This is a genomic window from Bacillus cereus group sp. N14 (genome assembly GCF_016483555.1).
GTDB classification, from domain to species: Bacteria; Bacillota; Bacilli; order Bacillales; family Bacillaceae_G; genus Bacillus_A; species Bacillus_A wiedmannii.
Genome location: NZ_JAEHBQ010000008.1, coordinates 185,365 through 211,513 on the forward strand (window position 1 = coordinate 185,365; position 26,149 = coordinate 211,513).

A 26,149-nucleotide genomic window follows, 5' to 3' on the forward strand; every position below is an offset into this window, starting at 1 on the left:
TACGGATAGTTATAGAACAGTCGAAATTTATTGCAGAGCGACAATCGTAAATATACACGAAATGAGCGCCGCAGAATTTATTGAAGCGGTACTAGAGAGACAGAATTAAACCAGCGGCATCTGGTCGGAAAACAAACCCGGGCAAGGTAAGACGAAAACGATGACGGCAATTTTATATATAGAACGAGTAAAGAGCGTGCGGCCTACACGTTCTTTTTTACGTTTATTTAATCGGAAAATGCGCGACGAAGGACCCGCTCGCGTCCTAATAAGTATAGGCGGTAAAAATTACGAAGGAGGACGTTTGTATGGAAAAAGAAACTGAAGATGCAGATATCCTAGCGGAAGATACACTTAAAAAACATTTCGGCGATCCTACCGGTTTTTCACGTGTATCGAATTCGCTGGTAAGACTATACACGTTATTACCTGAATTTAATTCCGATGTTGTGGGTTTGTATGCTTATATGTGGTCTTGGCGGATGCTCTATTTTTTTGTCTTAAAAATGAGTTCTATTAGTTTTCCGATCTCTATTTAAAGGTGCAACGACCTGTTTAATTATCGAATGTTGATTCTGCTGATCTACTAGCGATTGTTTTGATAGATGAGTGTATCGCATAACCATCCGTAAATCACTGTGACCTAATATGAGTTGTAAATGGCGTAAATCCATGCCTGACTCTAATGCAGCGGTAGCACTCGTATGTCTGAATAAGTGCGGGTGTACGTTTTTCTTTATTCCCGCTCTCTTAGCGAATGACTTTAAACGCTTATTAAAGTGGTCCTTATCGATTGGTTCGCCTTAGTTGGTTAAGAATATATATTCACTATCGAAATCAACTTTATTCTCCGTTATCAACTCGATAATAAATTTGCTCGTCTGTTTCTGTATTGGGACTATCCGATATTTTCTACTCTTTGCATTCCGTCCTCTTACATGTATAACGTTATCCTCAAAATCGATATCGTTAATAGTTAACGTTAAAGCCTCGCTAATCCGTAGCATTCCATCTAGTAAAACGTTCATTAATACGAAGTCCCTAAAATCGCTAAATTTTCTTTTGTCAGGTGCGTTTAGTAGTTGTTTTACTTCAACTAAAGATAACGTTTCGATTTCCTCCAAAGGTTCGTTAAGATTTTTAACTTTTAGCAAAGGATTTTCGTCTATTATTCGTTCTTCATATAAATACCGGCTAAATGCTCGTAAAGTTTTTAGTCTAGTATTAACGGTAGATTCCGACAAACCAACCGTCATATATTTCTCTTTCTTAAAACGATGCCCCTCGAATTTAACTTTTTCATTTCGCATATAAAGGACATAGTTTCGGATTATATCTGTATCAAGAGCGACTAAATTATGCGCTATATCTTTTTCGTTTAAATACTCGATAAAATAATGAAAGTTTTCACGGTATTGACGTAAGGTACCAGGCGCTCGTCCTTCGGCTTCTTTTACGTGAGTGAATGTTGTAAATAGAACGTGTAAATCGTCTAAGGTACGACGAGTAGTACGCGTTTGTTTTATACGTTTACCTTTCAAACGATTAGAAGACAAACAAAAAACCCCCTTTTCGTTTTATAACGAAATAGGAGGTTTCCATACCGACATACAGTTTGGCGGTGTACCGTAACCCTGTCGGCTAAATCAATGAGTAAATCATCGCATAAAAATAACGCTCTATCCGTTGATAGAACGTCATTTCATCGTATTTTATGACCCCGGAGAGGCTCGAACTCACGACCTCCACCCTGTCAAGGTGGCGCTCTCCCTGCTGAGCTACGGGAAAAACATTGATTTAAAGGCATTTTCACGGGTTTGTATAAATGGAATTCTATTAAAAAAGCAATGGTTATTGTAAATTCTGTGACCATTTGTGACCACAAAATTTATGTCCTTAACTGTCTGTATAATGGTAAAGGGAATGAGGTAACTCATTCCTTTTTTTGTGTAGTGGGGGCTATTTTTCACATTTTACAGCCCTCTTATTAAAGAAGGGATACATAGCTCCCTAATTCACACGATATTATGTATAATTCATATTCGATACGAATGAATTTTGGAATTGGGAGCTTGTTATAAAAAGTCTTTAATGAAATCTAAAAGAAGATAAAATAATTCTCTATTCTTCTTTTGAACTCTTAAGCATTATATAATAAGGATATAAACATAAATTTCATAATTAAAAAGAAAAGGAGGGGAAGAAGTGAAGCATAAATCAAAATCAGTCGGTTATATGTTAGCTTTCTTTCTAGGGGGACTGGGTGCGCATGCATTTTATTACAAGAAATATATCAGAGGAACTTTATATCTCCTTTTTTGTTGGACGTATATCCCTGTTTTCTTAGGGTGGTTTGATATGTTTTTTATAAAAAAATGGCATAAACAACTAGAAGATAATCAAGATATAAGTAGTAACACAGAGCTTTCGCCAACTTTATCAGAAGTGATAGAACAAGAGGTGACACAAGCAATAAAACCAGTGATTGATAATGCTAGAAATAATTTAATATTTTACAATGAAGAAGATATTGTACTCCCTAAATATAGGCACCTGCAGACTTCAAAAGAAATTTTGGCGGATATCGAACGGATAAAACATCCAAAGAGAGAGGTTCATTCAAGAAATGGAATTTCTATCGAAGTCACTTTTTCTCATTCTCGTGAAAGTTTTGTGCAGGATTCATTAAGATATGCAGGAGAGAGTGGGGGGATATGTCAGGAAGTCCCATTGCAAGCGTATTGGACGACATTTGATATGCTAAATTCAAAACAAAGAGACTGGTATTTTTACTGGAGGGACCAAGTATTAAAAGGGAATTACATAGAGGTTGACTTAAGTTATGTGTTTTTGTTTACCTATGAATTATTAAACTATTCATTTAACCCAAATGCGTCATTTAATGTCAGTATGTTGGTGAGGCTTTATGAAAATTATGTAGAAAGACTTCCGAAATTAGAACGTTATTTAAAACAGTGGATAGCAGACATGTTATATGAGTTGGGAGAACAAGCATTAGCTGAAGAGTGGTCTGTAGAAAGAGGGGATATTCCCCCTTTATATAACCAATTAAAAGAAAAAGTAGACCAACTTTCAAAAATATCGATTACATCATGGAAGCCGTATGTTAGAAACTATAGAGAAACTGTCTTTTATAAAGAACATAAAAATAAAGTATTCAAGATATTTAAAGAAAGTATACCTTTACTTCAACGAATATATAAAGAAGAAAGGAACGATTTAATTAGCCGATGGTTTCAAACAAAAAAGGAAAGAGAAATTAGACGTTTATTTTCTTCTGCTGTAGTAGGACGTGGCTATAATGAAATTCATATTGGTGTGGAGCGAATAAGACCAACTGAAGAACTATATAATGAAGTAACGGCTTTGTTCCGTCTATCTGAAAATGTAGCGAGAATTTTGAATGGCGAGAAGCGGGAGATAAAAGTTGAAGAGGGATTTCTGCCGGAAGGGTTTAAAAATATGATGATGGAGCATTTTTCTAGAGCAGCTAAAGAGACTAATAAGAGATTCAAGGTGGTTCAAAATGCCGAACATCAAGAGAAAGATGGTGAGATACCATTACCTCCTCAAGAGACGGTTGAAAAACAAGTAGAATCGACTAAACCTACAATAGAATTTAATGTAGAGAAAATTATACAACTACAAAATGAAACAGACGAACTTATTAATACAATCGATTCAAGAAATGAAATAGAGGATGAGCCAATAAAAGGGGTTATGGAATCTGAAACGAAAGAAGCGGTTCGTTTGGACACGGAATGTGATTTGGATGTACAGGTAATTGCAGAGAAGGATGAATCTAGTTTGGAGACAAATTTATTGTCGGCACTAGGAGGAAACATTGATGTTGAGGGGGAAGATGAATTCATCGAATCCCTAACGGATATTGAAATTGAGTTTTTAAGTCGGTTTGAAAATGGTCAATATCGACATGAAGAAGCAATACAGTTTCTAAAGCAAAGAGGTATCATGATTGGAATGTTCCTAAACGAACTTAACGAAAAAGCAAATGAATATTTAGGTGACAATTTTCTTGAAAATCAAGGTGATGAAATTGTTGTTTACGAAGAATACGAGCATATTATGGAAAAGGTAAAGGAGTTACAAGTACATGAATATTAAAAAAAGAGACTCCTCGGCAATTCTAAACTCTCTTGCAGGCGGGGTTGTTCCAAGTCGGGGATTACAATATATTATGGTAGGGCGCTCTGATGAAGCGAAACAAATCCTTAGTGATTTAGATAATATAAAAAAAGGGTCATCTTTCATGAAAATATTTATTGGACCGTTCGGAAGTGGGAAAAGCTTTATTCAAGCGCTCATTCAACAAATTGCTTTTAATGAAAAGTTTGTTGTAGCGAAAGCAGATTTCACACCAGAAAGAAGGTTATATGGAAGTGAAGGAAAAGCAGTAGCAACTTACACCGAATTGATAAAGAATTTAGCTACTTCCACTGTTCCAGAGGGCGGAGCTTTACCAACTATTTTAGATAAGTGGATTAGTGAGGTTCAAATGAGTGTAGTAAAAGAGAATGGTTATGGCTCTATTGAATTTGATAATCCAAGCTTCATCAAAGATGTAGAAAAAAAAATTACAAGTGTTGTTTCAAAAATGGATGAATTAGTGGGAGGTTACGATTTCGCTAGGGTGTTATCGTTATACTTCAAAGGATTCGTTGAAGATAATAGCGAGCTTCAACGTTGTGCCCTGCGCTGGCTTCGAGGTGAATACAATACAAAAACAGAGGCTCGTTCTGATTTAGGGGTTCGTGATATCATATCCGATAGCAATTACTACGAATATATTAAAGTGTTGTCGCAATTTGTAAAGCAAATTGGCTATGCTGGCCTAGTTATTAATCTGGATGAGGCTATTAATTTATACAAAATTACACATCCTCAAACAAGAGATAAAAACTATGAAACTATTTTAAAAATTTACAATGACACGTTACAAGGAAATGTGGAAGGATTATATATTACTCTTGGTGGAACACCCGAGTTTCTAGAGGATGAGCGTCGGGGGTTATTTAGTTATGGTGCATTGAAACGGAGACTTCAACCAAATCGTTTTGAAACAATAGAGCACCGTGATTTATCACAACCTGTAATTAGATTAACACCATTAAAGCATGATGAAACGTTTGTATTACTGCAAAAAACGAGGGATATACATGCTGTTCATTATGGGTATGAGAGTGATATAACAGATAATGAAATCATGAATTTTATTCGGGAAGAGTACGCTAGACCTGGTGCGGAAGAACATCTGACTGTTGGTGATGTCATTAAGAACTTTATTAGTGCCCTAAATATTCTTCATCAAAATCCGGGATTCAATCGAGCAGAATTATTCGGTGAAAAGGAAGCAGAAAAGCCGTTAACAGATGTTCGTTCTCGATTTTCTAGAGTGGAAGGGTAGGTAAAGGGAATGAGTAGTTCATTTCAAATGCTTTCTAAAACCATGCAAAAAAAAATTTGGGACATGAAATGGGAAAAGTTCACACCTGTTCAAAACAAAACTATTCCTGCCATTATGGAAAGTACAAAAGATGTAATTGTTTCATCTGGGACTGCTTCTGGTAAAACAGAAGCAGCTTTTTTACCTATTCTTTCTTTAATAGAAGAAGGGGCAGAGACGCAGTTGAAGGTGCTTTATATCTCACCCTTAAAAGCTCTTATCAATAATCAATTTGAACGTATTGAAAAGCTGTGTGAACATAGCCATATTCCAATCCACAAGTGGCATGGAGATGTTAGTCAAAGTCGAAAAAATAAATTTATTAAGAACCCTGGGGGCATCTTGCAAATTACGCCAGAATCGGTTGAAAGTTTATTTATTAATCGTACTGAACATATCAGACATTTGTTCAAAGGACTGGAATTCATTGTAATTGATGAGATTCATTCATTTATAGATACGGAGCGGGGAGTTCAACTACGTTCACTAATGTCTCGTATAGAACAATACACAGAACAAAGACCGAGAATCATTGGACTGTCAGCTACAATAGATAATTTCAATTTAGTTAAACAGTGGGTGAATTATAAGGATAGTGATAATGTAGAAATTATTGAGGTAAAGGGGAATAGTAAGGAGCTTCTCTATTATCTAATGCACTTTCAAACAGAGGAGGACCGCAAGAAACCTGTTGAATTGTTTGAAGATATAAGAGAGTTAACGAAAAACCAAAAAGCAATTATATTTTGTAATAGTAGGGGAGAGGTAGAAGAAGCAACTGTTTTTCTAAATCGTTTAGCTGAGAGAGACGGCATGGGGGAAACCTATTATGCTCATCACTCATCAATTGATAAAAAAGAGCGGGAATATGTTGAAAAAAAAATGATTGAATCAAACATACCCAAAAGCATAATTGCAACAAGCTCACTTGAACTTGGAATTGATATTGGTGATGTAGATATAGTCATTCAGATTGATAGCACATTTACGGTATCCTCCTTAAAACAACGATTAGGTCGTTCTGGTAGAAAAAAAGATGCCAATCAAATGCTTCAACTGTATTCTACTGAAACGGATAGTTTAATTCAATCCCTAGCCGTAATGGAACTTATATTGGATAAATGGATTGAACCAGCCAAAGGATACTCAGCCCTGTATGATATTTTGTTTCATCAAATTATCTCTATTTGCCAAGAGACCAATGGAATTACGTTAGAAAGCCTCATTGCCAAGATTAAAGCAAACCATGTATTTCACAGTATTGAGGAATATATAACAGAAAAAATCATTCTTCATATGATTGAGCATGAGTATCTTGAAAGGATAAAAGGAAGAAATGAACTAATTGTTGGAATTGAAGGAGAGAGAATTCTTAGAAGTAAAGACTTTTACGCTGTATTTTTGACTCCAGAAGAATTTACTGTTTTAGAAGGAATTAAAAAAATAGGTATGCTAGATAAAATGATGGTGGTAAATGTAGGAGATAACATCATACTGGCAGGTAAGTTATGGACTATTAAAGATGTTGATTTTGATAAAAATAAGATATATGTACAAAAAGCTGTAAACGGGAAACCTCCTAGATATTCGGGTGGAGGGATTAAAATACATAAACGGATTGGCGAAAAAATGATGGAGATTTTATGTGCCAATAATGAATTTAGTTATGTAAATGAAGATGCATATGAGACGATTTCTGATGTCAGAAAACCTTATCATGCATATAAAATTCATCCAAACGAGCGAGTAATTTGGGATAGTAGTGGGGAAATTGTGTTTGAAACTTATACAAGTTCCAATATTTCTCGAAACTTAGTTTGGGCACTTCGTTCGTTAGGTCTGCCTGTTAAATCAATGGATGGAGTGGGAAGAATCACCATTGAAGGGTTTTTTGGTGATTTTAATGAGGTAATCAATCAAGTTAAGGAAACGAAATGGACTGCTGAAAAATTGATGGATGCTACACTTGAACAAGAGTTCTTTGTATCAAAATATTCTCCGTATCTGCCTCGAGATTTACAGAGTAAATTACATATCGCTAATGAAATTGACATTGCAGGGATGATGGAGTACTTGCATTCACATTCTTTTAAAGTGATACGTTTGTAGTTAAAAGTAAGGTAATAATAGAGACATTGACAAATACTTATTTTCACAAAGGAAGACAAATGCCTATAAGATGAGCATTTGTCTTCTTTTTATTTACTGTATTATGTACTTTGAAACATAGGTATTCAATCTGTCAACAACTGTATATAGAGGCTCTTTTTGTTTTGAAGAAAAACATATGGCAAAGCGTCTTGGTTCATACTATATAGAATATTATTGGTGTATTTTGATGAATTTCTACCTTCCATCTGAAAACATGGTGCTTATATGACTGAGAACACTAGAAAGTATTAACAAGACCAGAATTTCTTATTGAAATTGCTACCAATTTACAATATGAGCAAGAAGCCAGAAAGTTAGCGGAATCAAAAGTTATTAAACGGAAAGAAGTAATAGAAGTACTTGAGCCGAAAGCGAAATATCATGATGACGTACTGGATAGTGTAAATTCGTTTACAATCACAGAAATCGCTCATGATTTGAATATGACAGCTCGCAAGCTAAACAGTATTCTTAATAAGCTAAAGGTACAACGTAAAGTAGGAACAACTTGGGTACTGTACGCGGAACATCAAAATAAAGGCTATCTACTTTTTGTTTTTCTAGTGTGTAACTAATACACTAGCACACTATATAATAATCAAAATTTAATTATATGAAAATGAGTATATGGATGAAAAAAATGGACATGCTAGAAATAGTAAATTTAATAATAAGTGATTTATTAAGGAGAAGAATGTATTTAAAGAAGTAGGAGTTTTATGAACGTTTAAAGTGTGAATCCTAAGAAGAGGTTCGTTTATTAAAGGATAATTGGGGTATTAGAACAGCTATGGGTACATTGTTGAATAAGGAGATGCTACTTTTGATTATTTCAGAAATAGTTAAAGTTAAATGGAATGCAAGAAATAAAAAGAGATATGAAGAACTCGGTTATAAGTTTACAAGGATTGGTGAAGAATTTGATGTGAAAGTAGAACACCTTTCAAGAGGGAGTATTGCAATAATTAATATTAGATGTGATTATTGTGGGAATGAGTACTCTATAATGTATCAAACACGGGTTAATATTCAAAAGAAAGCAGTTTCCAAAAAAGATTGTTGTTGTAATCAACCTTGTATAGATAAAAAAATAATGGAATCAAATGGAATTAAATATGGTGTTAACCATCATATCAGAGCAGATTCAGTTCAGAAAAAGATTAGTGAAACCCTTATCAGAAAGTATGGAGTACAAAATGTATTTCAATTAGAAACAGTAAAAGAAAGAAGTAGAGAGACGAGTATCGAGAAATATGGTTCGGAATGGTATACACAGACAGAAGAGCATAAAAAAAGAGTAAAGAAAACTTCATTAAGAAAATATGGACATGAAAGTCATATGCAACATCCTAAGTATAGAGAGATGTTTAAGGGGGAAAACTCCCCTGTCTGGAAAGGTGGAGCTGCGCATCATAGGATTGAAAGAGCGACAGGTGAATACCAAAGTTGGAGAAAAATGGTTTTCGGCAGAGATAAGTACAGATGTCAATGTTGTGGAGCAAAACAGGGTGAAGTCGATTTTCAAGTAGAATTACATGCGCACCATATTATAAATTGGAAAGATTGCAAAGAACTTAGATATAATGTCGATAATGGAATTACATTTTGTCATGATTGTCATCTGAAGTTTCATTCTATATATGGAAAAAAGAAAAACAATATAGGTCAAGTTAACGAATTTATAACCAATCTAGGTAAAAATCTATACAGAACTAGCGATAAGAGCAATTATTTCTGAAAAAATTCATACATATAAGTTTCTAGGGAATGAACATGTACTTTATGGTATCTATAACAACGTTCAAAATAAGTTGAGAGATGTTCACCAAGGTAGATATTGCTAGTTGTAGAAACAATAAAAGAAAGTCAAAAGCAATTACATGGTTGCTTTTTAGTTGGAGAAAAAAAGGGGGATATTTTCCACGTTTTATGCTATTTCCTTCAACTAAAATGCTATAGCACCTCAATCCACGCCAGAAACGGCTGTAAATTTCCGATACGAGACGAATTTTTGGATATTTTTATCTAGTAAAAATATCCCGATAGTAAGTATTTCTAAAGTAAATTTCGAAACGTATATACAATTCCTTTCTCGCATCCTACAGAATATCCTACACGTTCCTAGTAGATAGAACATGAAAGAATATATTGCATTACAGTATTAATAGTATTATAATGTTATAACTTAAACATTAATAATTAAATGAAATATCAAACAAATAAACTATGTAAGGAGTGAATTTACATGCAATCGCCTCTTAAGGAGGCACACTTATATATTTCTGTATGCCTATGATGTAATCATAGGAGTAGGTTAATTTTTTGCCTATATTTAACAGGGATAAGTGTGTTTTCTAACGGAGTAGATTGTGTGTAGATTCGCTCCTTTTTTGTGTTGTCTAAGGGGAACATGGAACGGATGACCTTAGGTTATGACATTGAATCGGATTCAGATAAGCGTAAATTAAAAAATATCAACTGAAAATATCAAAACAGTTAGTAAAGATAAAGCGAATCTAAGGCAAAAAAACAGTGCAAGATTTGTCTCTAAATATTTATATAAAAATGTCCTTATATAGAGGTAAATCTTGCACAGAAATTAATCTTTAAATTCATTAAGAAAAATAAGGAGAAAGTAGGTAAAAAGGTGGCAAAAGAATGGACACTACAAAATGCAGTTAAGAAGTTTAAACCAGAAAAGATGAAATCTTTGAATAAGAATAATGGGAATTTAAACAAACGTGAATACGAATCTCTTATCAAAGAAATTGAATGCTATTACGAAGAGGTTAGGGACAAAGGCATTGGTAAGAACCGAATCATCATCACAGATAAGAAGCGAAAAGTAAAAGCTAAGAAAGAAGACAGACGGCAATTTAATAAAGGAGTAGCACCACCCCATTCAAAGCATTTAGCACTCATGGTTATGAGGAAAATGAATGATATTGATAATAAGGCAAGGACTAGAAATGGATGGGCAACCTATTTTGGACTTATATCCTCTGCTGAAAAAGATATCATGAATGGCGTTTTCAGTGAAAAAGCACTTAAACCATATAAGCAATCCATGATTGGGTTAGGAATTATAGAAGATGGAGAAGAGAAGATATTCCAAGACCTTGCTTACACGTTAACTAAGGTTGCTAAAGGACAAATACAGACTGTACTTAACCAAGCAGAGAAGTTGAAACTAATTAGCAGAATATATTCATGGAAAGGTAAGGTAAAAGGTTCTGATAAGCCGATTGAAATTGATGAATCCCTTGCCATGGAGATAAAATTCATTGAAGAACATTTGCTTAAGAAACATGAAATTTCTAAAACGCATTCACTAATGTTTAAGAACTGCCCAAAGACCAAAGCTTTTAAAGCTGAGTGGCTTGAATATATTGAGAATGTGGAAGATGCAGAAGGCGATGCAATGCACTTGCAGTATATTTATGAAGTGTTTCGAATCGAAGTATCAAACAAATACGCATTTGATGAGTATATTAAGGCACATTATCCTAGTGAAATTGATTCATTCGATTTACATGAAAACGAACGAGTGTACCACTCTAAGTTACTTGATTATGTTGTAGATAATGCTCAAAAGAAGTATCACAATTATTTGAAGAAGAAGCATGATAAGAAATTTCAGCTTGAAGAAGATGTGAAAGAGTTACTGATAGCACTCGGTACATCAGAGGAAGAAATCAGCGCATCTAATGAGCAGTGTATGGAAGAAGAGGCTTATTTTAAGGGGAAAGAGAAATCACCTTATATAGCACTACTTGAGAGTGATAAATATGTTGAGTGTATTAGAAACCTCCATCTTCAATTACATGGCATGAGTGTCACTGAATCCGGTGAAATTAAAGCAGTTCAAAAAATGATTGGTGAATATGAAAGGAAAGAACTTGAACAGCTAGGACTGTCACTCTCGGCGAAGGCAGAGCATGAGAAAAGTGTTAAGAATGGAATTCGTAATTATGAACCCTGCGTGAACACTGAACAACATATAGAATTGACCAAGAAAGTACAAAACAATCAAAATCAAGCCTTTAGAGAGGTTGAATTAGAAAATCTAGCACAGCAGGGCAACAACATTAAAGCCCAACCAAATATCGAGCCTTCCAAGTACTATGTTGAAAAAGAATTCTATGAATACGAAAAAGAATTTCTGGAAATTGGATATTGTACAGAAATTACAGATTATGAATATCTTGATGTTATGCAAACTATTAGAGATGAGATTCGGGTTTATGAAGAAAAGTATGGTGATGATGGTATGAAACACATGACGCTTGATGCTGTTTTGGGACATGGGACAAGAAAGGTTACAGCAAAAGAGATAATAGCTGAATATAAACATCAGAAACAACGAGAACACAAGGACTGGGAGAAGCAATTTGAGGGGGGACAGCCTGTCAAATGGGAACGAACTACAAACAATCCTCTTGAAGTATTTCATAGGATTAGATATGCTCAGGTGTGATAAAGAGAGTCTCTTAATAGAGATTCTCTTTTTTTTTTTTTCGCATATGGAAAGGGGGAACGAAAACGGAGTCTGGATTCACGACATTGTTGTTTACAAATATTAATGAAATATTTATCTAGCACTTCGAATTTGAAGAGTTAATTCAAAAGAGTGTACAAGGTCTAGGGCAAACAGTGTTGCGAAAGCTAAGAGGGGTGCCTGTTTAACTGGAAGAATTATGATGTATTCTGTGGTAACGGTAAATAGTATTTCAGCGAAAACGCAACAAAGGACCCCTTCATAGCGAATCTAGGCATTCGCTTTTGAAAAGAGTCCTTATACGCCGGGCAATTAGAACGATTGGAAAGCATTATATCACCTTGTGACTATGTTCACCTTGACCATGCCGTGATGGCATTTAGGGTGAATCCCCAGTAGGTGAGGATGCCTCCTACGGAGGCAGAACCTCAGTCACGGCATCCTTTTTAAGAGAAGTTTTAGGAGCTCAGCACCTACTATACCAATCATACCTCCTAAGAGAATATTACAGTATGAAGCCAACATGCTCAGGTTAAGTACGATGTGTACCCCAAACAAGCCAGTACTTACCCCTAGAAGGAGTAGCAACACTACCATAATCACAATCAACAATACTTTCTTTTTCATATCCAATCACCTCGTAAGATTTATACGGCGCTGCCGCAGCTAACGAGGTATTGATTTTACTCAGTTGTTTAAATGATGGTTTACCAAACCCACATCCCACCGTTTCCATGCTAATTAATATAATACCATAATTTGAGAAATATACCACAGTTTTATTGTGATTTTTAAATCGTTATAAGTTGCTGTGGAATAGGTTTGTTAGTGTTAACTGTTGATGGTGCAATTATTGAAAATCTTTCTTATCAATCCACGTTAACTATCATTAATTCTATCTTTATTCGCTCATTGGTAACAAAATTTGGTAACATAAATTAAAGGGAAAAACAATATAAAATATGGTTACGTGAGAGCCTTAAAGCACTAATAGGAAAAGGAGAATGCAATGCTACTCTTTTATTTTGGTATGGTACACTATTCCTAGATTATATGAAATATTTGGAGGTTTTTTTATGAATAAGCGCAATAAATCAAAAGTTATAGGGGAGATTGGTGAAATCTTTGTTGCATATTTAATTCTAAAGACTAGAAACTGGTTAGCTAGATTACAGCAAATGGATTATGGTGTTGATATAGAAGCTGAACTATCTGAACCAGCTCCGAATGGAAAATTGATGAAAATACAGGTCAAATCGACGGATTCTCTAGTTATAAAAGAAAAACAAATTCATTTTAGAGCAGAAAAGGAGTATATAAAAAAATTTTTAGAGTATGATTTGCCAGTCATTTTTGTTGTTGCGGATACTTTGAACGAAAAAGCTTATTATGTTTATCTTCAAGAGTGGGCTGAAAGGAATAAAGTCGAACTATATGATAGTCAACATTCAACCATTGTTATAAGGATTCCCGAAATAAGAGAATTGCATAGAGGATTAAATGGACATTTGAAAACTATTGTAAAACAAGAAACTTGGGTCAATCATACGCAATTAATATATAAATTAATTCAATCTGCTACCAGAATCAATGATAATGAAATGAAAGAGTTTTTAATAAGCAAGATGGAAAAGGAAGGAAAGGAATATTCTAGACAGTTCATACAGATTGAAGATATATTACAAAGGGCAGAGGCATTAGGTCAAAATTTACGTGGAACGCTAGAAGGGAATACCTTGCAAGATACGCTCTATTCAGTTTGTAGGGAATTTGGAGATTGCTTTACATTAGATGATGTAAAACGGATGGTATTTCGGGAAGGAAGTCTTTCAATGGCGGGATTAAATGCTTTAGGGATTTTATATGATATTTATCCAGCTCATATGAAGGAGCTTAACTTAGCTCAAAGTATAAAGGAAGTAAACATGGAGCTTTATTTCCATGTTTACTATTACTGTAGATTAAGAGAGAAGTACATAGATAAAAATGATATTGATTTTTCAAGAAAAGATTCAGAAATTGAAATGGAAATTGAGGGGTATATACTGGATGATTATTTTTATGAGGAGTTTTATAGTAAATATCCTAATAGAGGAACTATGTTCTTTATCCAATGTGTAAAACCAGTTAATGTACCAGAAGATGGTTACTATAGATGGTGCTAAACAAGTAAACTTGTACACTCTAATTTAGGACTAATTAGGAAATTCATCCTTTATAAGATAGAGGAAGATTAGGCTATTGATAAAGTAAAGGGTTCTTCTCTTAAATTTGTTCAATATTAATAAAATTTTAATTTTATTAGCTACTTTAAATTCGTAACTGATTTGGTATAATTTGTATTAGTATCTTTTAAGCAAAGGGGATTTGAGATTATGGTTTTCTTGGGATTAATAGAAAGTGATATAGAACAACTTCAGTATGAAGTGATTTCAGATAAGGCTCGATTAAAGTTAACTCGTCTTATCCGAAATCTTTCTAACAGTGAAGATAACAATATTAAACTAATCAGGCAGAATCGTTTCGTAAATATAGCTAATAACGCCATTGGTAAACCTATTTATGTGTTGGAATCTGATTATATAGGAGAGTATCAATCAGTTGAATATGCTTGGCATAATGGGGAAATTGAGCTTATTATGAGACGACCGAACACTACAGAGTTGATTGAAATACTTGCAGATATGATTCAAGAAGGGTTGTTAAAAATTGATGATGTTAATGAAATCCTATGTGAGGATGGAAGTTCAGTACAATTTGCAATGAATCATACGGATACAGTGTTAGTACATGTTATTCCTATTGAACAAATTGAGGAAGTTGAAGATTCGGAAGAGCATCCGAATATTAGGAAGCTAATTCAAAGAATGGAAAATGCTCTTTCTACTGAAGATTATTCAGGTGTTTTACATGCTAGTGCGTCAGTATTTGAAACTTTAGCAAAAGATGTAGTTGGTTTAGCAACTGTGGAAAATCAGACTCTTGCGGGTTTCTTTGGAGGTTACCGTAACCGCTCAAATCTTCCAGAGCCTGTATTAGATTATGTACTTGAAATATACAACAGAAGAAACGCAGAACCGTTGGCTGGTCATGGGAGTACGTTACCACCCAGTATTGAACGAGCAGAAGCAATTGTTTTGACTGAAATGACAAAAACATTTGTACGTCTTGAAAGGAAGCTGGCAATGCCACAAGCGAACAATAGATAAATCAATATTTTAAATTGGGTACTATATTATTTATTTTGAAGCCAAAATATAATATGAACCTGTTTGGTGATTAATAATGAAATAGAGGCAGCGAGTAAGGAGTACTCGCTGTCTTTTGTTTAGTCAAGTAAATTGATTATCTTTTGTTTCTGATAGAGTGTACTTATAGGATAACGATTTATATTGAATTACAAAATAGTTATTGGCAAGATGTTGAGGCTGTGAAGTTCTTTGGCGTTTGACTGTTAATATCATAAATTATTGCTGATTGTTTGGAGATATCTTCTTTTCAATATAGAGATAGGGTAAGAGGGATTTGCTAAGAGTTTGATTTGAGAGAATTAGGAGTGGTTTACATGTCTGAGAGAGTAATTAAAGAGTTAAAAAAATATATTGAAAGTGGGAATGTGAGTTTTTTAGTTGGAGCAGGTGCTTCAATAGGTGCTATCAGTACTTTAGGGGATTTTGAAAATGAGATTACAACATTAATTTGGGATTATCAGAGTGATAACACAGATGTAGGAAAAAAACTAGAAATTGCTAACATGCTCAATAAGTTTCTAGATTGTAGCGTTGAACCTAATTCCAATTTAATAAACGGAAATATAAGTGGGATGGAAAGAATCGAAGGTACTCTTGAACAGTATAAAAAATTTGTAAGAGTTATATATAAACTTTTACTATTACGAGCTTCTGATAAGCTACCGAAAAAAATAAATATATTTACAACAAATTATGATTTGTTTTTTGAGTATGCATGCGAGGAACTAAGAGTGGCTTATAATGATGGTGGCTTAGGAATTATTAATAGATGCTTTAGTAGCAAGAACTTTCAAAAAAGAATTTATCAATTAAGTGATTCATACTCATATGAATATGAATCTCCCGTTATTAACCTTATAAAGTTACATGGCTCTATAAATTGGTTATTGGATGATAACAATAGTGATATCTTAATTAAGAACCAAATATGCATAGCTAGAATTACACAGGAAAATATTGATGATAAAGGATTTATTACGGAGAATACTAATGTTCCAATAATATTGCCTACAAAACAAAAATTTATTAGAACATTAATGGAACATACATATTATGACTTAGCCAGGTTCTATTCAAATGAATTGGAAAGAGAGCATAGTGTGTTATTTTGTTTTGGTTTCTCTTTTGCTGATGAACATATACGTTCCATAACACAAAGGGCTTTAGGGAATCCAAGTCTTACACTACTCATTTTCCCTTATAGTACTTCAGATGAAAGGGGAATGATTAACCATTTTAAGGATTTTCCTAATGTTAAAGTTATCCGTATAGATAAGGGAGAAGATGATACGGTTATTAACATCCATTATGCTGTTGAGGGGATGGAGATGGAAAATAGAAAAAATATTGATTTTAATACTTTTACAGACCTGTTTTATAAAATATTAACTCAAGTTGAGGGGATTTAGTTTTATGGATAAGAGTAAGATAGGCATAACTTATTTAGAAGAAAGTGCCTTTTCTAAAATTGGAAAAGTAGTTGAGGTGGATGGTAAAAATATTATTATTCAAGTTGATAAAGAAAAGAATTTATCAAATCTTTTTTATAAGGGGGTTATATATAGGAATGTGGGTATTGGTAGTTATTTAAAAATAAAGAAAGATTACACATATATAATTGGTAAGATTAATAAAGAATTTATAAAGGAAAAGCCTAGAGTGAATATGGAATCCTCTAAACCCCAAAATAGTACATTGTATGACAGATTTGTAGAAGTTAGTGTAATTGGTTATATGACAAAGAGTGCTTTTATAAGAGGGATTAGAGAACTCCCTTTTCTTTTTAATGAGGCTTTTTTAATGTCTGAAGATGAAGTGAGAAAAATGCATGAATTTACTAGTAATAACAACATCGAAATAGGTCAAGCTTTATTTGAAGATGTACTAGTTGAGGCTGGAGTTACTAAATTATTCGCTAGTCACATAGGGATATTTGGTAATACTGGAAGTGGGAAATCTAATACTCTTGCTAGAGTGTTCTATAATTTGTTTAATTCACCTAAAGTAAATTTTAATAATAGAAGTAAATTTTTATTATTGGATTTTAATGGTGAATATGCCCATGAGCATATCATAACTACACAGAAACAGAATATTAAACTTTCTACTAGAAATCCACAAGCAAATAAATTAGTCATAAGAAAAGAATGGCTGGATGAGGATTTTTGGGGAATTATACTTGAAGCCACAGAGAAAACACAAAAACCTTTCATTAAAAGAACGATAAAGTTATGCAATCATCTTATTAAAGATGATGATAATGAAACTTTAGACCACATTATTAATATTCTCACTAATAATTTAAGAAAAATATTAAATTCTGATAGTGTTTCTAATAAGGAATTGGATGCTCTGAGTACCTTGAAAAAATGCATTGCAAATTTCTTTGACATAGAGAATCAAGAAGACTACAAGGAGATATTTCGAAATTATAATCTTCATGGTACTAACCTTTGTAGGCAAATTGATGATGAAGAAGAAAGAATTTACTATAATAATATAAGAAACAATAGGATATATTTTGGCGCTCATCAAAGGGACAATGTAGAGGCGGAACTTAAATTTTTTAGAATAAATCTAAACTACTTAAAGGAAAAAGCTAACCTCTCATATATCAGTTTGTTTGAAATGGTACTTGCTTTAAAGTTGGTAGATGATGTTATAAGTAATATGGCTCAGTTTGAACATATTTCACCTATCTTTAATAGATTTCAGAAAAGGAAAACGGAGTTATCCAATCTATTGGAATTTGGTGATGGAGATTTTCTTAATCAAGAATCATACATGAGTTGTATATCACTAAAAGATGTAAATATTGATATGAGGAAAATCATTCCTTTATTAATAACAAAAATCTCTTATGAGGAACATAAAAAAAGACATTCAACATCTAGTAGAAATACTCTCCATATTATTATAGATGAAGCCCATAATATTCTTTCAGAAGAATCATTCCGAGAAAGTGAAAGTTGGAAGGATTATCGTCTTGAGGTTTTTGAAGAAATAATTAAAGAGGGAAGAAAGTTTGGAGTATTTGTTACTATTGCTAGTCAACGCCCTTCAGATATTTCAAATACCATTATATCTCAGTTGCATAATGTGTTTATACATCGGCTAATAAATAATAATGATTTAAGGACTATGAGTCAAACAATATCATTTTTAGATAAAGTATCCTTTGATTCTATCCCAATTTTGCCTGCAGGAGCTTGCATATTTACTGGTATAGCTACAGAAACGCCTATAGCAGTTCAAATTCCTCTTTTGACTAAGAAATTGCAACCTAAAAGTGATACTGTGGACTTAGAATTGTTATGGGAGAATAAGCAAATGGAATGAAGTTATTGTGAAAATGGGAATAAAGAAAGACAGAACTAAGGTCTGCCTTTCTTATTTTTATGAAATCTTTTTGCTGTCTTTAGAGAATACACTTGCTATCTGTTTTTTTAGCCTTCAAGGTGTACAAATCTATGTTTGCATAGATTCCAGCGATAATCTCAGCTTTTATCATATAAGAAATTGTTTACCAATCTCCTTCGAAGATATAAGTTGCATTTTCGTATTCGATAGTTTCAAAGATGTATAAATTCATTTGTGAAAAACCGAAAACGATATATTATTGCGAAACTAAAAAGGAGCAACAATAAAAATATTACTATTTTAAACTGCCCCTAATTGTTAAACATAGTCTAACAATTAGGGGCAGTCTTTTTATTTTGACTTTGGATACGTTTATTTTAAATATCATGATATACCACAAAAAATTATCTATATATGAATAAAATGTAAAAGTATTCCAACATCTCCCTGTTTAACATGATAAATTAGAGGATGTTAACTTTTGAATAGTTTTTCAAGGCTTTCATCTTTCCATGAATGATAGTCTGGTACTTCGGTTTTCATATTTTGTAGTCCGTACATTAAGTATGCATAAAATTCAATCATCACCATATGATTTTCCTTAATCGTATATCCTAAAACAGTCTTTTTATCAATTTCATTTAAATCGCTAGCGTGGTAGGAGAAATATTTACTTTTATGGCTGTTTAAAAATATAAAGCCTTTATTGAGTATACAGATACAATCAATATAGTATTGTTCAGATTTATTGAGTGAAATTTCTAAATTATACAAATCTACTTCAGAAGAATAAACAAAGACTATATATATAGGTTGTGTTTCAGTTTTTACACTATTAGTATGCATATTTTTTATTGTTTTTGCATTATCCTGATATTTCAAAAATTCTTCAAGACCGTTTAATTGCATTTTCACTTCAAATGCACACCCTAAAGTATGTATTGGTATTATTACATTGGAATATCCAGAATATAGAGGAGGGGCTTCTAATTGATTATGAATAATTATATCAACTTGGGAGCTTACCTCATTTTCATCCATAATGAAACCTGTATCGACGGTCCATTTTTTTGGTAGCATAGTTTTAAAAAAACCATTTAGTATTCCTTCTGCTTCTCTACCTTTCTCACCGCTATGTTGATTAGCGAGTTTTCGAATTAATTCTAACTCTACCATTATTTTATCTATAGCGTTATGAATTGAAGAAGCAAAGAAAGTGGTAGCAAAATTTTTTGTTTTGGTCATTAAAATATTCCTCCTATTGTAAGTTTTTAGTATGGGTATACTGAAATATCCAATTAATGTAACTGTTTTAATTCATAGTACCTTAACTATTTCACTTAAAGTAGTTAGTTTGTGTATAGTAAATTAATAAAGAAAATCTTCGTTTACAGTCTTAATGATATATTATAAATAATCCAATGTGTATGCATTTGGAATATTAAATTCTCATTAATTTTTTAAAAGTATGTGTGAATCTTACTAAGTTTCCTGTACATTGGCAGGATAAAGGGCTATCTTATAATTAACTATACAGCACAGTTAAGGACTCCAAGGAGGCTCTTAACGATGAAAGGAAGCGTCAAAAAAGATAAGAAAACAGGAAAGTATTTTTATATTGTAGACATTGGTATTGACCCTTTAACAGGTAAGAGAAAGCAAAAAAAGAAAAGAGGATTCATTACCAAAAAAGAAGCAGAAAATGCTTTAACAAAGCTGCTTTCAGAAGTCCATGCTGAAACATATGTAGAACCTAGTAAGTTACTTTATGGTGAATATCTTGAGAGCTGGTTTAATACAAAGAAGCACAGCGTTGGTATCCAAACAGCAAAAGTACTGAAAGGGTACTTAAAAAGTCGTATCATCCCTACCCTAGGGAATATCAAATTAGCTAAGTTAACATCATTGCATATGCAGAACTACGTTAATTCACTACGAGACGATGGTTTAAAGCGAGGAACAATAGAGAAGATAATCAAAATCATTCGGAACTCTCTTGAGCATGCGATAGATTTGGAGCTGATTACAAAAAATGTTGCAGCTAAGACCAAATTACCTAAAGGTGATAAGGAAGAGTTAATTGTGTGGAATGAACATGAAGTGCAATCGTTCTTGAAAGCTGCACAGGATAGTAGATATTCTATCGTCTTTCATATGGCTCTTGTAACTGGAATGAGACAGGGGGAATTGTTAGGTTTACGATGGAAAGATGTTGATTTAGAAAAAGGACATTTGACCATTAGCCAAACGTTAAGTCATGACGGGAAGACGTTCTTGCTTGGAGGAAAGACAAAATCAAGTTTAAGAAAGATACTGTTACCTGCATCAACAGTAGCAAAGCTAAAGAAACACAGAGCAGTCGTATTGAAAGAGAAGCTGAGTCAAGGTGAGGAATACCAAGACAATGACTTGGTGATGTGTACTCCTTCTGGAACGCCAATCAATCCTGCTAATGTTAGAAGGAGTTTAAACGCCTTGATTAAGAAAGCGGCTGTGCCAAAGATTCGGTTCCATGATTTACGTCATACACATGCAACTCTACTATTAGCTAAAGGTGTGAATGTAAAAGTGATTTCTGAGCGGTTAGGTCATAGTAACATCAAAATCACATTAGATACTTATTCGCATGTATTGCCAACGATGCAAGAAGATGTGGTTAAAAAAATAGAAGAGATGTTGTAGGTAATGTGACCAATTCTGTGACCACTGGCTTTATAGAGTACAAAAGCACACAAATAAAAACCGCATCAAACGTTGATTTGACACGGTTTCTACAAATATGACCCCGGAGAGGCTCGAACTCACGACCTCCACCCTGTCAAGGTGGCGCTCTCCCTGCTGAGCTACGGGATCTTCAAAAATGATTATGTATTTGTAATTTTAATCATTATATTAAAGCAATTATACATAATTTACTGAAAATTTACAATGTTTTTTGTAGTAAGTTTTTAAAGAGGTAGTGTAATAGAAAATAGTTTTTATTTTAGAGGTGTATTAGTATGTATGTTTTTATATGTAATAAATAGAAGATACTGAGGTGTTATGACTTCCGATACCAATCCAAAGGCCCCTCATCACTCAAATCAACTAGAAAAGGGAATAAGAAATGTAAAGGTAAGCTTATAAGTTCTGGCATAGCGTTCAATGTTTTCTTTGATAGATATTGTCTTCTGAAACAATACGGGCAATCTTTTTCGAATGTCACGAGTATCGACCATACATCTTTTATTGTCCACTTCGTTTTACAATATGTACAACGCGCCATGGGGTTCCTCCTCATTTTAAGTTTTCTTCTAGTATATTCCATTCTATTGTACGAAAGTCATTTGTATTTTGTGTGATAAAATGTAATTTGTTTTATTTTTATGTGGATCTATTAGGTCATTTATGATCATTTACATATCGTTTGATCTTTTTGCAGGGTGATAGGTTTTCAGTTTTAATATGCAAATTGGCCAATATATCCTTTTTACAATTTACTTAAAATCATGTATAACAGAGATACAAGATTATTTCATAAATATTCAGAAGTAGAGGGAGAATTATTGTAATGGTAAGAAAAACGTTCAAGATGCGCGTATCTAGAAATAGAACAATTTCGATTAATGGCTCAATTCTTGATGTGGATGTTACACATGATGAGTTTTTACAAGAGTTTGTTGAGTGGGTCGATTCTAAAGGTTGGTCGTTTATGGGGATGACAGATGAGATTACGCCTGAAGAAGCTAGCCAAAAGTTAATAGATTCGTTGATTGATGAGAAGGATAAGAAAGAATAACTCCTTCTTATTTTTTATTGTATATTTATGTTCTTCATCGTAAAAATATGATATAGTAAAAAACAGTGAATATTCTTCCAATTTAATACAAATTACATATGGATTGGTAGATTCAGTTTTTAAACTGTGAGAGTATAGTGAAAAGGGAGAGTCATATGGTAAATTTTAAGGAAATTTTGGCTTTTATTACCGTTATTTGTTTATTTTTTTTGACACCTATGACGTTACGTGCGGAGACGAATATTGGAGTGAATCCAGAACAAGTGGCACCACCACCTGCGGAAGGACCAAATGTTTTTAGTCAGTTTGCAACTACGATTGATGCGAAAACTGGAGATGTTTTGTATGACAAAAACGCACATCATCGTGCATTTCCGGCTAGTATGACGAAAGTGTTAACAGCGATTTTACTTATGGAGCATACGAAGCCAGAGGATCAATTTACGTTTTCGCAATTAGCATTAGATCAAGAGAAGAGTAATTATCAAATTGAATTTCAACCTGGTGAGACGATTAATAGAAATACTGCGCTTATGATTTTAATGGTGCTGAGTGCAAATGATGTGTCGTATGCGATTGCGGAGCGTATTGGCGGAAGTGTTGAGAAGTTCGCTCATATGATGAATGAGAGAGCGAAGCAATTAGGGGCTACCGATAGTCATTTTGTAACACCAAATGGATTGCACGATCCGAACCATTATACTACGCCATTTGATATGGCTATGATTACGAGAGGTGTGCAAAAGTACCCTGAGATTTTGCAAGCGATGAATACGAAAAGGACGACAGTTACGACATCTAGGCAGACTGTGTCTATTTTTAATAAATCTACTTATTTTGAAAATCCATTTAGTATTGGTGGTAAGACAGGTTTTACAAATGAAGCGCGTAATACACTCGTTCTATTAAATGAGAAGGATGGTAATCGCATTATAAATGTAGTAATGGCTTCCCAAAGACCTGAAATTTATGAAGATTTGAAGCAGATGGCGGATTATTCTTTCGGTCAATTTGTGAAGCAAACTGTACTAGATAAACATAGTTGGCATCAAAAGGCAACGTATTTAAATAAAGATATTGATAGCGAGCTTGAAAAAAGTGCAGAACTGATGCTTAAGAAAGATGAAGGGAAAAATGTGAGGACGACTTTCCGTGCGGCATCATTAGATAAAGATTCTTTGTATCATAAAGGAATTCATCGTGGTGAGGTAGTTGGGGCAGTTGATATTACGAAAAATAATCAAACAATTGCGACGGTAAATGTTCTTTCTAAAGAAGATGTTACTTTTGCGATGCCTAAAAAAGATACTGTCGAGCCTGAAGTAAACGAATCAAACGTGAAAATAATAAGCATTGGGATAGGTGCCGCCATATTATTTGGAGCCATTTTATTTGTAGTGCTACGCCGAAATACAAAAGGAATAAAATCAGAAGAAAAATAAATTACTAGTTTAAAGGGCTGTGAAGAGATTTTGTCACAGTCTTTTTTTATATTTAAAATAACTAATAATTGTAAATTTTCTTATTGCATTTACGAGTTGTTCGTTATATTATTTAGTTGTGTTCTTGTTAGAGAATTGATTGAGTATTATATACTCCAAATAATATAAAACAACGGAGAGGGAGAGAGACGATGAAATTAATTTGGAAAGTGATTAGCAACGTTATCTCGTTTGTTTTATTTGCATTAATGGTTTTTCTAGCTTTTGTAGTTATTTCGTCAAAAGCGAGTGGCGGAGATCCAACAGTGCTGGGATATCAATTTAAATCAGTGCTATCAGGATCGATGGAACCGACATTTTTAACAGGATCAATCATTGCGATAGAACCGACGAAAGATGGTTCGAAATATCAAAAAGGTGATGTTATTACCTTTAAAGAGAAAGATGAAAAAATTATCACTCACCGTATTATCGGTGTGAAAGATACAAATGGAAAAGTAATGTATGAAACAAAAGGTGATAACAACAACGGTCCTGATTTAGAACCAGTACGTGCGGAGAATGTAATTGGGAAATATGCAGATATTACAGTTCCTTATGCAGGATATGCATTAAATTATGCTAGTTCAAAGGCTGGAGCTGCATTGCTTCTTATTATTCCAGGAGTCTTTTTATTAGGCTATTCTGCGATTTCTATTTTTGGTGCGATTCGCAGCATTGACGGAGAAAAGAAAGAGAAAAAAGTAGAACAATCCGTCTAGTTCGTTTGGTTATACTTTCCGTTTAGGAAGTTAACAAATATATAGATTAAGGGGATATGGACATGACTTTAAAGAAAAAATTAGGTATGGGTATCGCATCAGCAGTGTTAGGGGCAGCATTAGTTGGCGGAGGAACATTTGCATTTTTCAGTGATAAAGAAGTGTCAAACAATACATTTGCGGCTGGTACACTGGATTTAGCATTAAATCCATCAACAGTTGTTAATGTATCGAATTTAAAACCTGGTGATACAGTTGAAAAAGAATTTAAATTAGAAAATAAAGGTACATTAGATATTAAAAAAGTTCTATTAAAAACAGACTATAGTGTAGAAGATACGAAGAAAGATAATAAAGATGATTTTGGTAAACATATTAAAGTAACATTCTTAAAAAATGTAGATAAGCATGAAACGATTGTGAAACAAACTACATTAGATAAATTGAAGGGTGATACACTTACAGCAGTAGATAATGATTTAGCTGCTTGGTTCTGGGATGAAAAAGGTATTTCTGCAGGTAAATCTGATAAATTCAAGGTGAAATTTGAGTTCGTTGATAATAAAAAAGATCAAAATGAATTCCAGGGTGATAAGTTACAATTAACTTGGACGTTTGATGCACAACAAACAGAAGGTGAAACAAAATAGTATGTAAAAGGGCTATCAAATGGATAGCCCTTTTTCTATTTTTCTAGTATATAGCTATCATTTTGTATCGTTCTTTATTATAATAAAAGTAACGTTCTGTATAGAGAACATCTTGTTCGATGGGAGAGATTATGATGCTGAAAACACCTCGCAAATTAAAAAAGATGCTTATATTGCCTTGTATGTGCTCCATTACGTTTTATTTAGGCTCTCAAATAATGACGTATACAGAAGCTGCATTTATTCATGAAACGAAAGTGGAAGCCGCTCTTTCTACAGCGATTATATTTCCAAAGACAGTTGATACGTTAAAAGAGGAAGCTGAGAAACATAAACAGTTTATTGAGCATCAGTATGGAGAAATGAAGGGGAAGTTGGCAGTAACTTCTATAGAAGAAATTGAACAGGCAATTGTAGTGTGGCAACAAGGACGTGAGAAAATTGCTTCTGAGGAGGAAGCGCTGCAAAATGTATATACTGCAATAGAAACTCCTTATAATCAAATACAAGAAGAATTAAAAGTGAATAAAAGTGAATCGATTCAACAAGTGGCCGTATACGTGAATGAAGGTTTTCTCAGTATAAAAGAGAAGCGAGATTATATCGTGAAAGAAGTTAGTTTGCAAGCTATTGATGAACAAATTCAGACTTTACAAAAACTATTAAAAGATGAAACAGTAAAGAAACAGAATGAAATAGAAGAACAGAAGAAAGTAGAAGAACAGAAGAAAGTAGAAGAACAGAAGAAAGTAGAAGAACAGAAGAAAGTAGAA

General features: G+C 33.5%; 20 protein-coding genes, 1 tRNA gene and 1 pseudogene. 17 read left to right on the top strand and 5 right to left on the bottom strand.

The window, feature by feature from the left end; translation table 11 throughout:
• Positions 1-308 precede the first annotated feature (308 nt).
• Positions 309-539: a hypothetical protein gene (locus JDS82_RS14325; protein WP_048567048.1), complete on the top strand. Its 231-nt coding sequence runs from the start codon at positions 309-311 to the stop codon at positions 537-539.
• Here JDS82_RS14325 and JDS82_RS14330 read toward each other — a convergent pair.
• Positions 501-1,556 (bottom strand): annotated as a pseudogene (locus JDS82_RS14330) (tyrosine-type recombinase/integrase). The gene JDS82_RS14325 and the pseudogene JDS82_RS14330 overlap by 39 nt on opposite strands.
• 649 nt (positions 1,557-2,205) lie before the next feature.
• On the opposite strand from JDS82_RS14330, the gene JDS82_RS30180 reads away from it, so the two are divergent.
• The 6 genes from JDS82_RS30180 (at position 2,206) to JDS82_RS14360 (ending at position 12,113) form a co-directional block, all read left to right on the top strand.
• The gene (locus JDS82_RS30180; RefSeq protein ID WP_199713489.1) at positions 2,206-4,146 is read left to right on the top strand and encodes a TerB N-terminal domain-containing protein; all 1,941 of its coding nucleotides are present in this window, start codon (positions 2,206-2,208) and stop codon (positions 4,144-4,146) included.
• Positions 4,136-5,446, top strand: coding sequence for an ATP-binding protein (locus JDS82_RS14340; protein ID WP_001990981.1), 1,311 nt, complete (start codon positions 4,136-4,138; stop codon positions 5,444-5,446). Before JDS82_RS30180 ends, JDS82_RS14340 begins: the two co-directional genes overlap by 11 nt.
• Positions 5,447-5,455: 9 nt before the next feature.
• On the top strand, positions 5,456-7,594 hold the full coding sequence (locus tag JDS82_RS14345) for a DEAD/DEAH box helicase (protein WP_181995857.1): 2,139 nt from the start codon (positions 5,456-5,458) through the stop codon (positions 7,592-7,594).
• Positions 7,595-7,986: 392 nt separating this feature from the next.
• Positions 7,987-8,211: a phage antirepressor KilAC domain-containing protein gene (locus JDS82_RS30305; RefSeq protein WP_369413294.1), complete on the top strand. Its 225-nt coding sequence runs from the start codon at positions 7,987-7,989 to the stop codon at positions 8,209-8,211.
• A 248-nt stretch (positions 8,212-8,459) separates the two neighbouring features.
• Positions 8,460-9,374: an HNH endonuclease gene (locus tag JDS82_RS14355; protein ID WP_086396738.1), complete on the top strand. Its 915-nt coding sequence runs from the start codon at positions 8,460-8,462 to the stop codon at positions 9,372-9,374.
• Positions 9,375-10,283: 909 nt separating this feature from the next.
• Positions 10,284-12,113: a hypothetical protein gene (locus JDS82_RS14360; protein WP_001990976.1), complete on the top strand. Its 1,830-nt coding sequence runs from the start codon at positions 10,284-10,286 to the stop codon at positions 12,111-12,113.
• Positions 12,114-12,666: 553 nt separating this feature from the next.
• Here the strand turns inward: JDS82_RS14360 and JDS82_RS14365 are convergent.
• Complete coding sequence (locus JDS82_RS14365; RefSeq protein ID WP_001990975.1) at positions 12,667-12,861, bottom strand: hypothetical protein; 195 nt, start codon at positions 12,859-12,861, stop codon at positions 12,667-12,669.
• Between the two features lie 349 nt (positions 12,862-13,210).
• Here JDS82_RS14365 and JDS82_RS14370 point away from each other — a divergent pair, with 349 nt between their 5' ends.
• The 4 genes from JDS82_RS14370 to JDS82_RS14385 all read left to right on the top strand — a co-directional run bounded on the left by JDS82_RS14370 (position 13,211) and on the right by JDS82_RS14385 (position 18,724).
• Entirely contained in the window at positions 13,211-14,299 is a 1,089-nt protein-coding gene (locus JDS82_RS14370) for a DUF4365 domain-containing protein (RefSeq protein ID WP_001990974.1), read from the top strand.
• Between the two features lie 210 nt (positions 14,300-14,509).
• A complete protein-coding gene (locus JDS82_RS14375; protein WP_001990972.1) occupies positions 14,510-15,343 on the top strand; it encodes a hypothetical protein in 834 nt (277 codons plus the stop codon).
• Positions 15,344-15,699: 356 nt separating this feature from the next.
• Positions 15,700-16,794 carry an SIR2 family protein gene (locus JDS82_RS14380; RefSeq protein WP_001990971.1) on the top strand — a complete coding sequence of 365 codons (1,095 nt, stop codon included), beginning with the start codon at positions 15,700-15,702 and terminating at the stop codon, positions 16,792-16,794.
• 4 nt (positions 16,795-16,798) lie between these two features.
• Positions 16,799-18,724 carry an ATP-binding protein gene (locus JDS82_RS14385; protein ID WP_199713490.1) on the top strand — a complete coding sequence of 642 codons (1,926 nt, stop codon included), beginning with the start codon at positions 16,799-16,801 and terminating at the stop codon, positions 18,722-18,724.
• A gap of 495 nt (positions 18,725-19,219) precedes the next feature.
• On the opposite strand, the gene JDS82_RS14390 is transcribed toward JDS82_RS14385, so the two are convergent.
• Positions 19,220-19,990, bottom strand: coding sequence for a DUF6602 domain-containing protein (locus JDS82_RS14390; protein WP_001990969.1), 771 nt, complete (start codon positions 19,988-19,990; stop codon positions 19,220-19,222).
• A 324-nt stretch (positions 19,991-20,314) separates the two neighbouring features.
• Here JDS82_RS14390 and JDS82_RS14395 point away from each other — a divergent pair, with 324 nt between their 5' ends.
• Positions 20,315-21,427: a tyrosine-type recombinase/integrase gene (locus JDS82_RS14395; protein ID WP_199713491.1), complete on the top strand. Its 1,113-nt coding sequence runs from the start codon at positions 20,315-20,317 to the stop codon at positions 21,425-21,427.
• Between the two features lie 98 nt (positions 21,428-21,525).
• Here the strand turns inward: JDS82_RS14395 and JDS82_RS14400 are convergent.
• A tRNA-Val gene (locus tag JDS82_RS14400) sits at positions 21,526-21,598 on the bottom strand.
• Between the two features lie 187 nt (positions 21,599-21,785).
• Positions 21,786-22,010, bottom strand: a complete 225-nt coding sequence (locus JDS82_RS14405; RefSeq protein ID WP_016133931.1) for a hypothetical protein — start codon at positions 22,008-22,010, stop codon at positions 21,786-21,788.
• A gap of 285 nt (positions 22,011-22,295) precedes the next feature.
• Between JDS82_RS14405 and JDS82_RS14410 the strand changes: the two genes are divergently transcribed.
• The 5 genes from JDS82_RS14410 to JDS82_RS14430 form a co-directional block, all read left to right on the top strand.
• Positions 22,296-22,523, top strand: a complete 228-nt coding sequence (locus JDS82_RS14410) for a hypothetical protein (RefSeq protein ID WP_000251864.1) — start codon at positions 22,296-22,298, stop codon at positions 22,521-22,523.
• 155 nt (positions 22,524-22,678) lie between these two features.
• A complete protein-coding gene (locus JDS82_RS14415; protein WP_199713492.1) occupies positions 22,679-23,965 on the top strand; it encodes a D-alanyl-D-alanine carboxypeptidase family protein in 1,287 nt (428 codons plus the stop codon).
• A 191-nt stretch (positions 23,966-24,156) separates the two neighbouring features.
• Positions 24,157-24,726, top strand: coding sequence for a signal peptidase I SipW (gene sipW / locus JDS82_RS14420; RefSeq protein WP_046958253.1), 570 nt, complete (start codon positions 24,157-24,159; stop codon positions 24,724-24,726).
• Positions 24,727-24,788: 62 nt separating this feature from the next.
• Positions 24,789-25,376, top strand: coding sequence for a CalY family protein (locus tag JDS82_RS14425; RefSeq protein WP_048545061.1), 588 nt, complete (start codon positions 24,789-24,791; stop codon positions 25,374-25,376).
• 134 nt (positions 25,377-25,510) lie between these two features.
• Positions 25,511-26,149, top strand: a 639-nt coding sequence (locus tag JDS82_RS14430; RefSeq protein ID WP_199713493.1) for a DUF4047 domain-containing protein, incomplete at its 3' end; no start/stop codon positions are given.

Bases quoted from the DNA above. Each gene is read 5' to 3' on its own strand.
- JDS82_RS14325 (WP_048567048.1), top strand. From the start codon at position 309: ATGGAAAAAGAAACTGAAGATGCAGATATCCTAGCGGAAGATACACTT.
- JDS82_RS14340 (WP_001990981.1), top strand. From the start codon at position 4,136: ATGAATATTAAAAAAAGAGACTCCTCGGCAATTCTAAACTCTCTTGCA.
- JDS82_RS14345 (WP_181995857.1), top strand. From the start codon at position 5,456: ATGAGTAGTTCATTTCAAATGCTTTCTAAAACCATGCAAAAAAAAATT.
- JDS82_RS14370 (WP_001990974.1), top strand. From the start codon at position 13,211: ATGAATAAGCGCAATAAATCAAAAGTTATAGGGGAGATTGGTGAAATC.
- JDS82_RS14375 (WP_001990972.1), top strand. From the start codon at position 14,510: ATGGTTTTCTTGGGATTAATAGAAAGTGATATAGAACAACTTCAGTAT.
- JDS82_RS14380 (WP_001990971.1), top strand. From the start codon at position 15,700: ATGTCTGAGAGAGTAATTAAAGAGTTAAAAAAATATATTGAAAGTGGG.
- JDS82_RS14385 (WP_199713490.1), top strand. From the start codon at position 16,799: ATGGATAAGAGTAAGATAGGCATAACTTATTTAGAAGAAAGTGCCTTT.
- JDS82_RS14390 (WP_001990969.1), bottom strand. From the start codon at position 19,990: ATGACCAAAACAAAAAATTTTGCTACCACTTTCTTTGCTTCTTCAATT.
- JDS82_RS14395 (WP_199713491.1), top strand. From the start codon at position 20,315: ATGAAAGGAAGCGTCAAAAAAGATAAGAAAACAGGAAAGTATTTTTAT.
- JDS82_RS14405 (WP_016133931.1), bottom strand. From the start codon at position 22,010: ATGGCGCGTTGTACATATTGTAAAACGAAGTGGACAATAAAAGATGTA.
- JDS82_RS14410 (WP_000251864.1), top strand. From the start codon at position 22,296: ATGGTAAGAAAAACGTTCAAGATGCGCGTATCTAGAAATAGAACAATT.
- JDS82_RS14415 (WP_199713492.1), top strand. From the start codon at position 22,679: ATGGTAAATTTTAAGGAAATTTTGGCTTTTATTACCGTTATTTGTTTA.
- sipW (WP_046958253.1), top strand. From the start codon at position 24,157: ATGAAATTAATTTGGAAAGTGATTAGCAACGTTATCTCGTTTGTTTTA.
- JDS82_RS14425 (WP_048545061.1), top strand. From the start codon at position 24,789: ATGACTTTAAAGAAAAAATTAGGTATGGGTATCGCATCAGCAGTGTTA.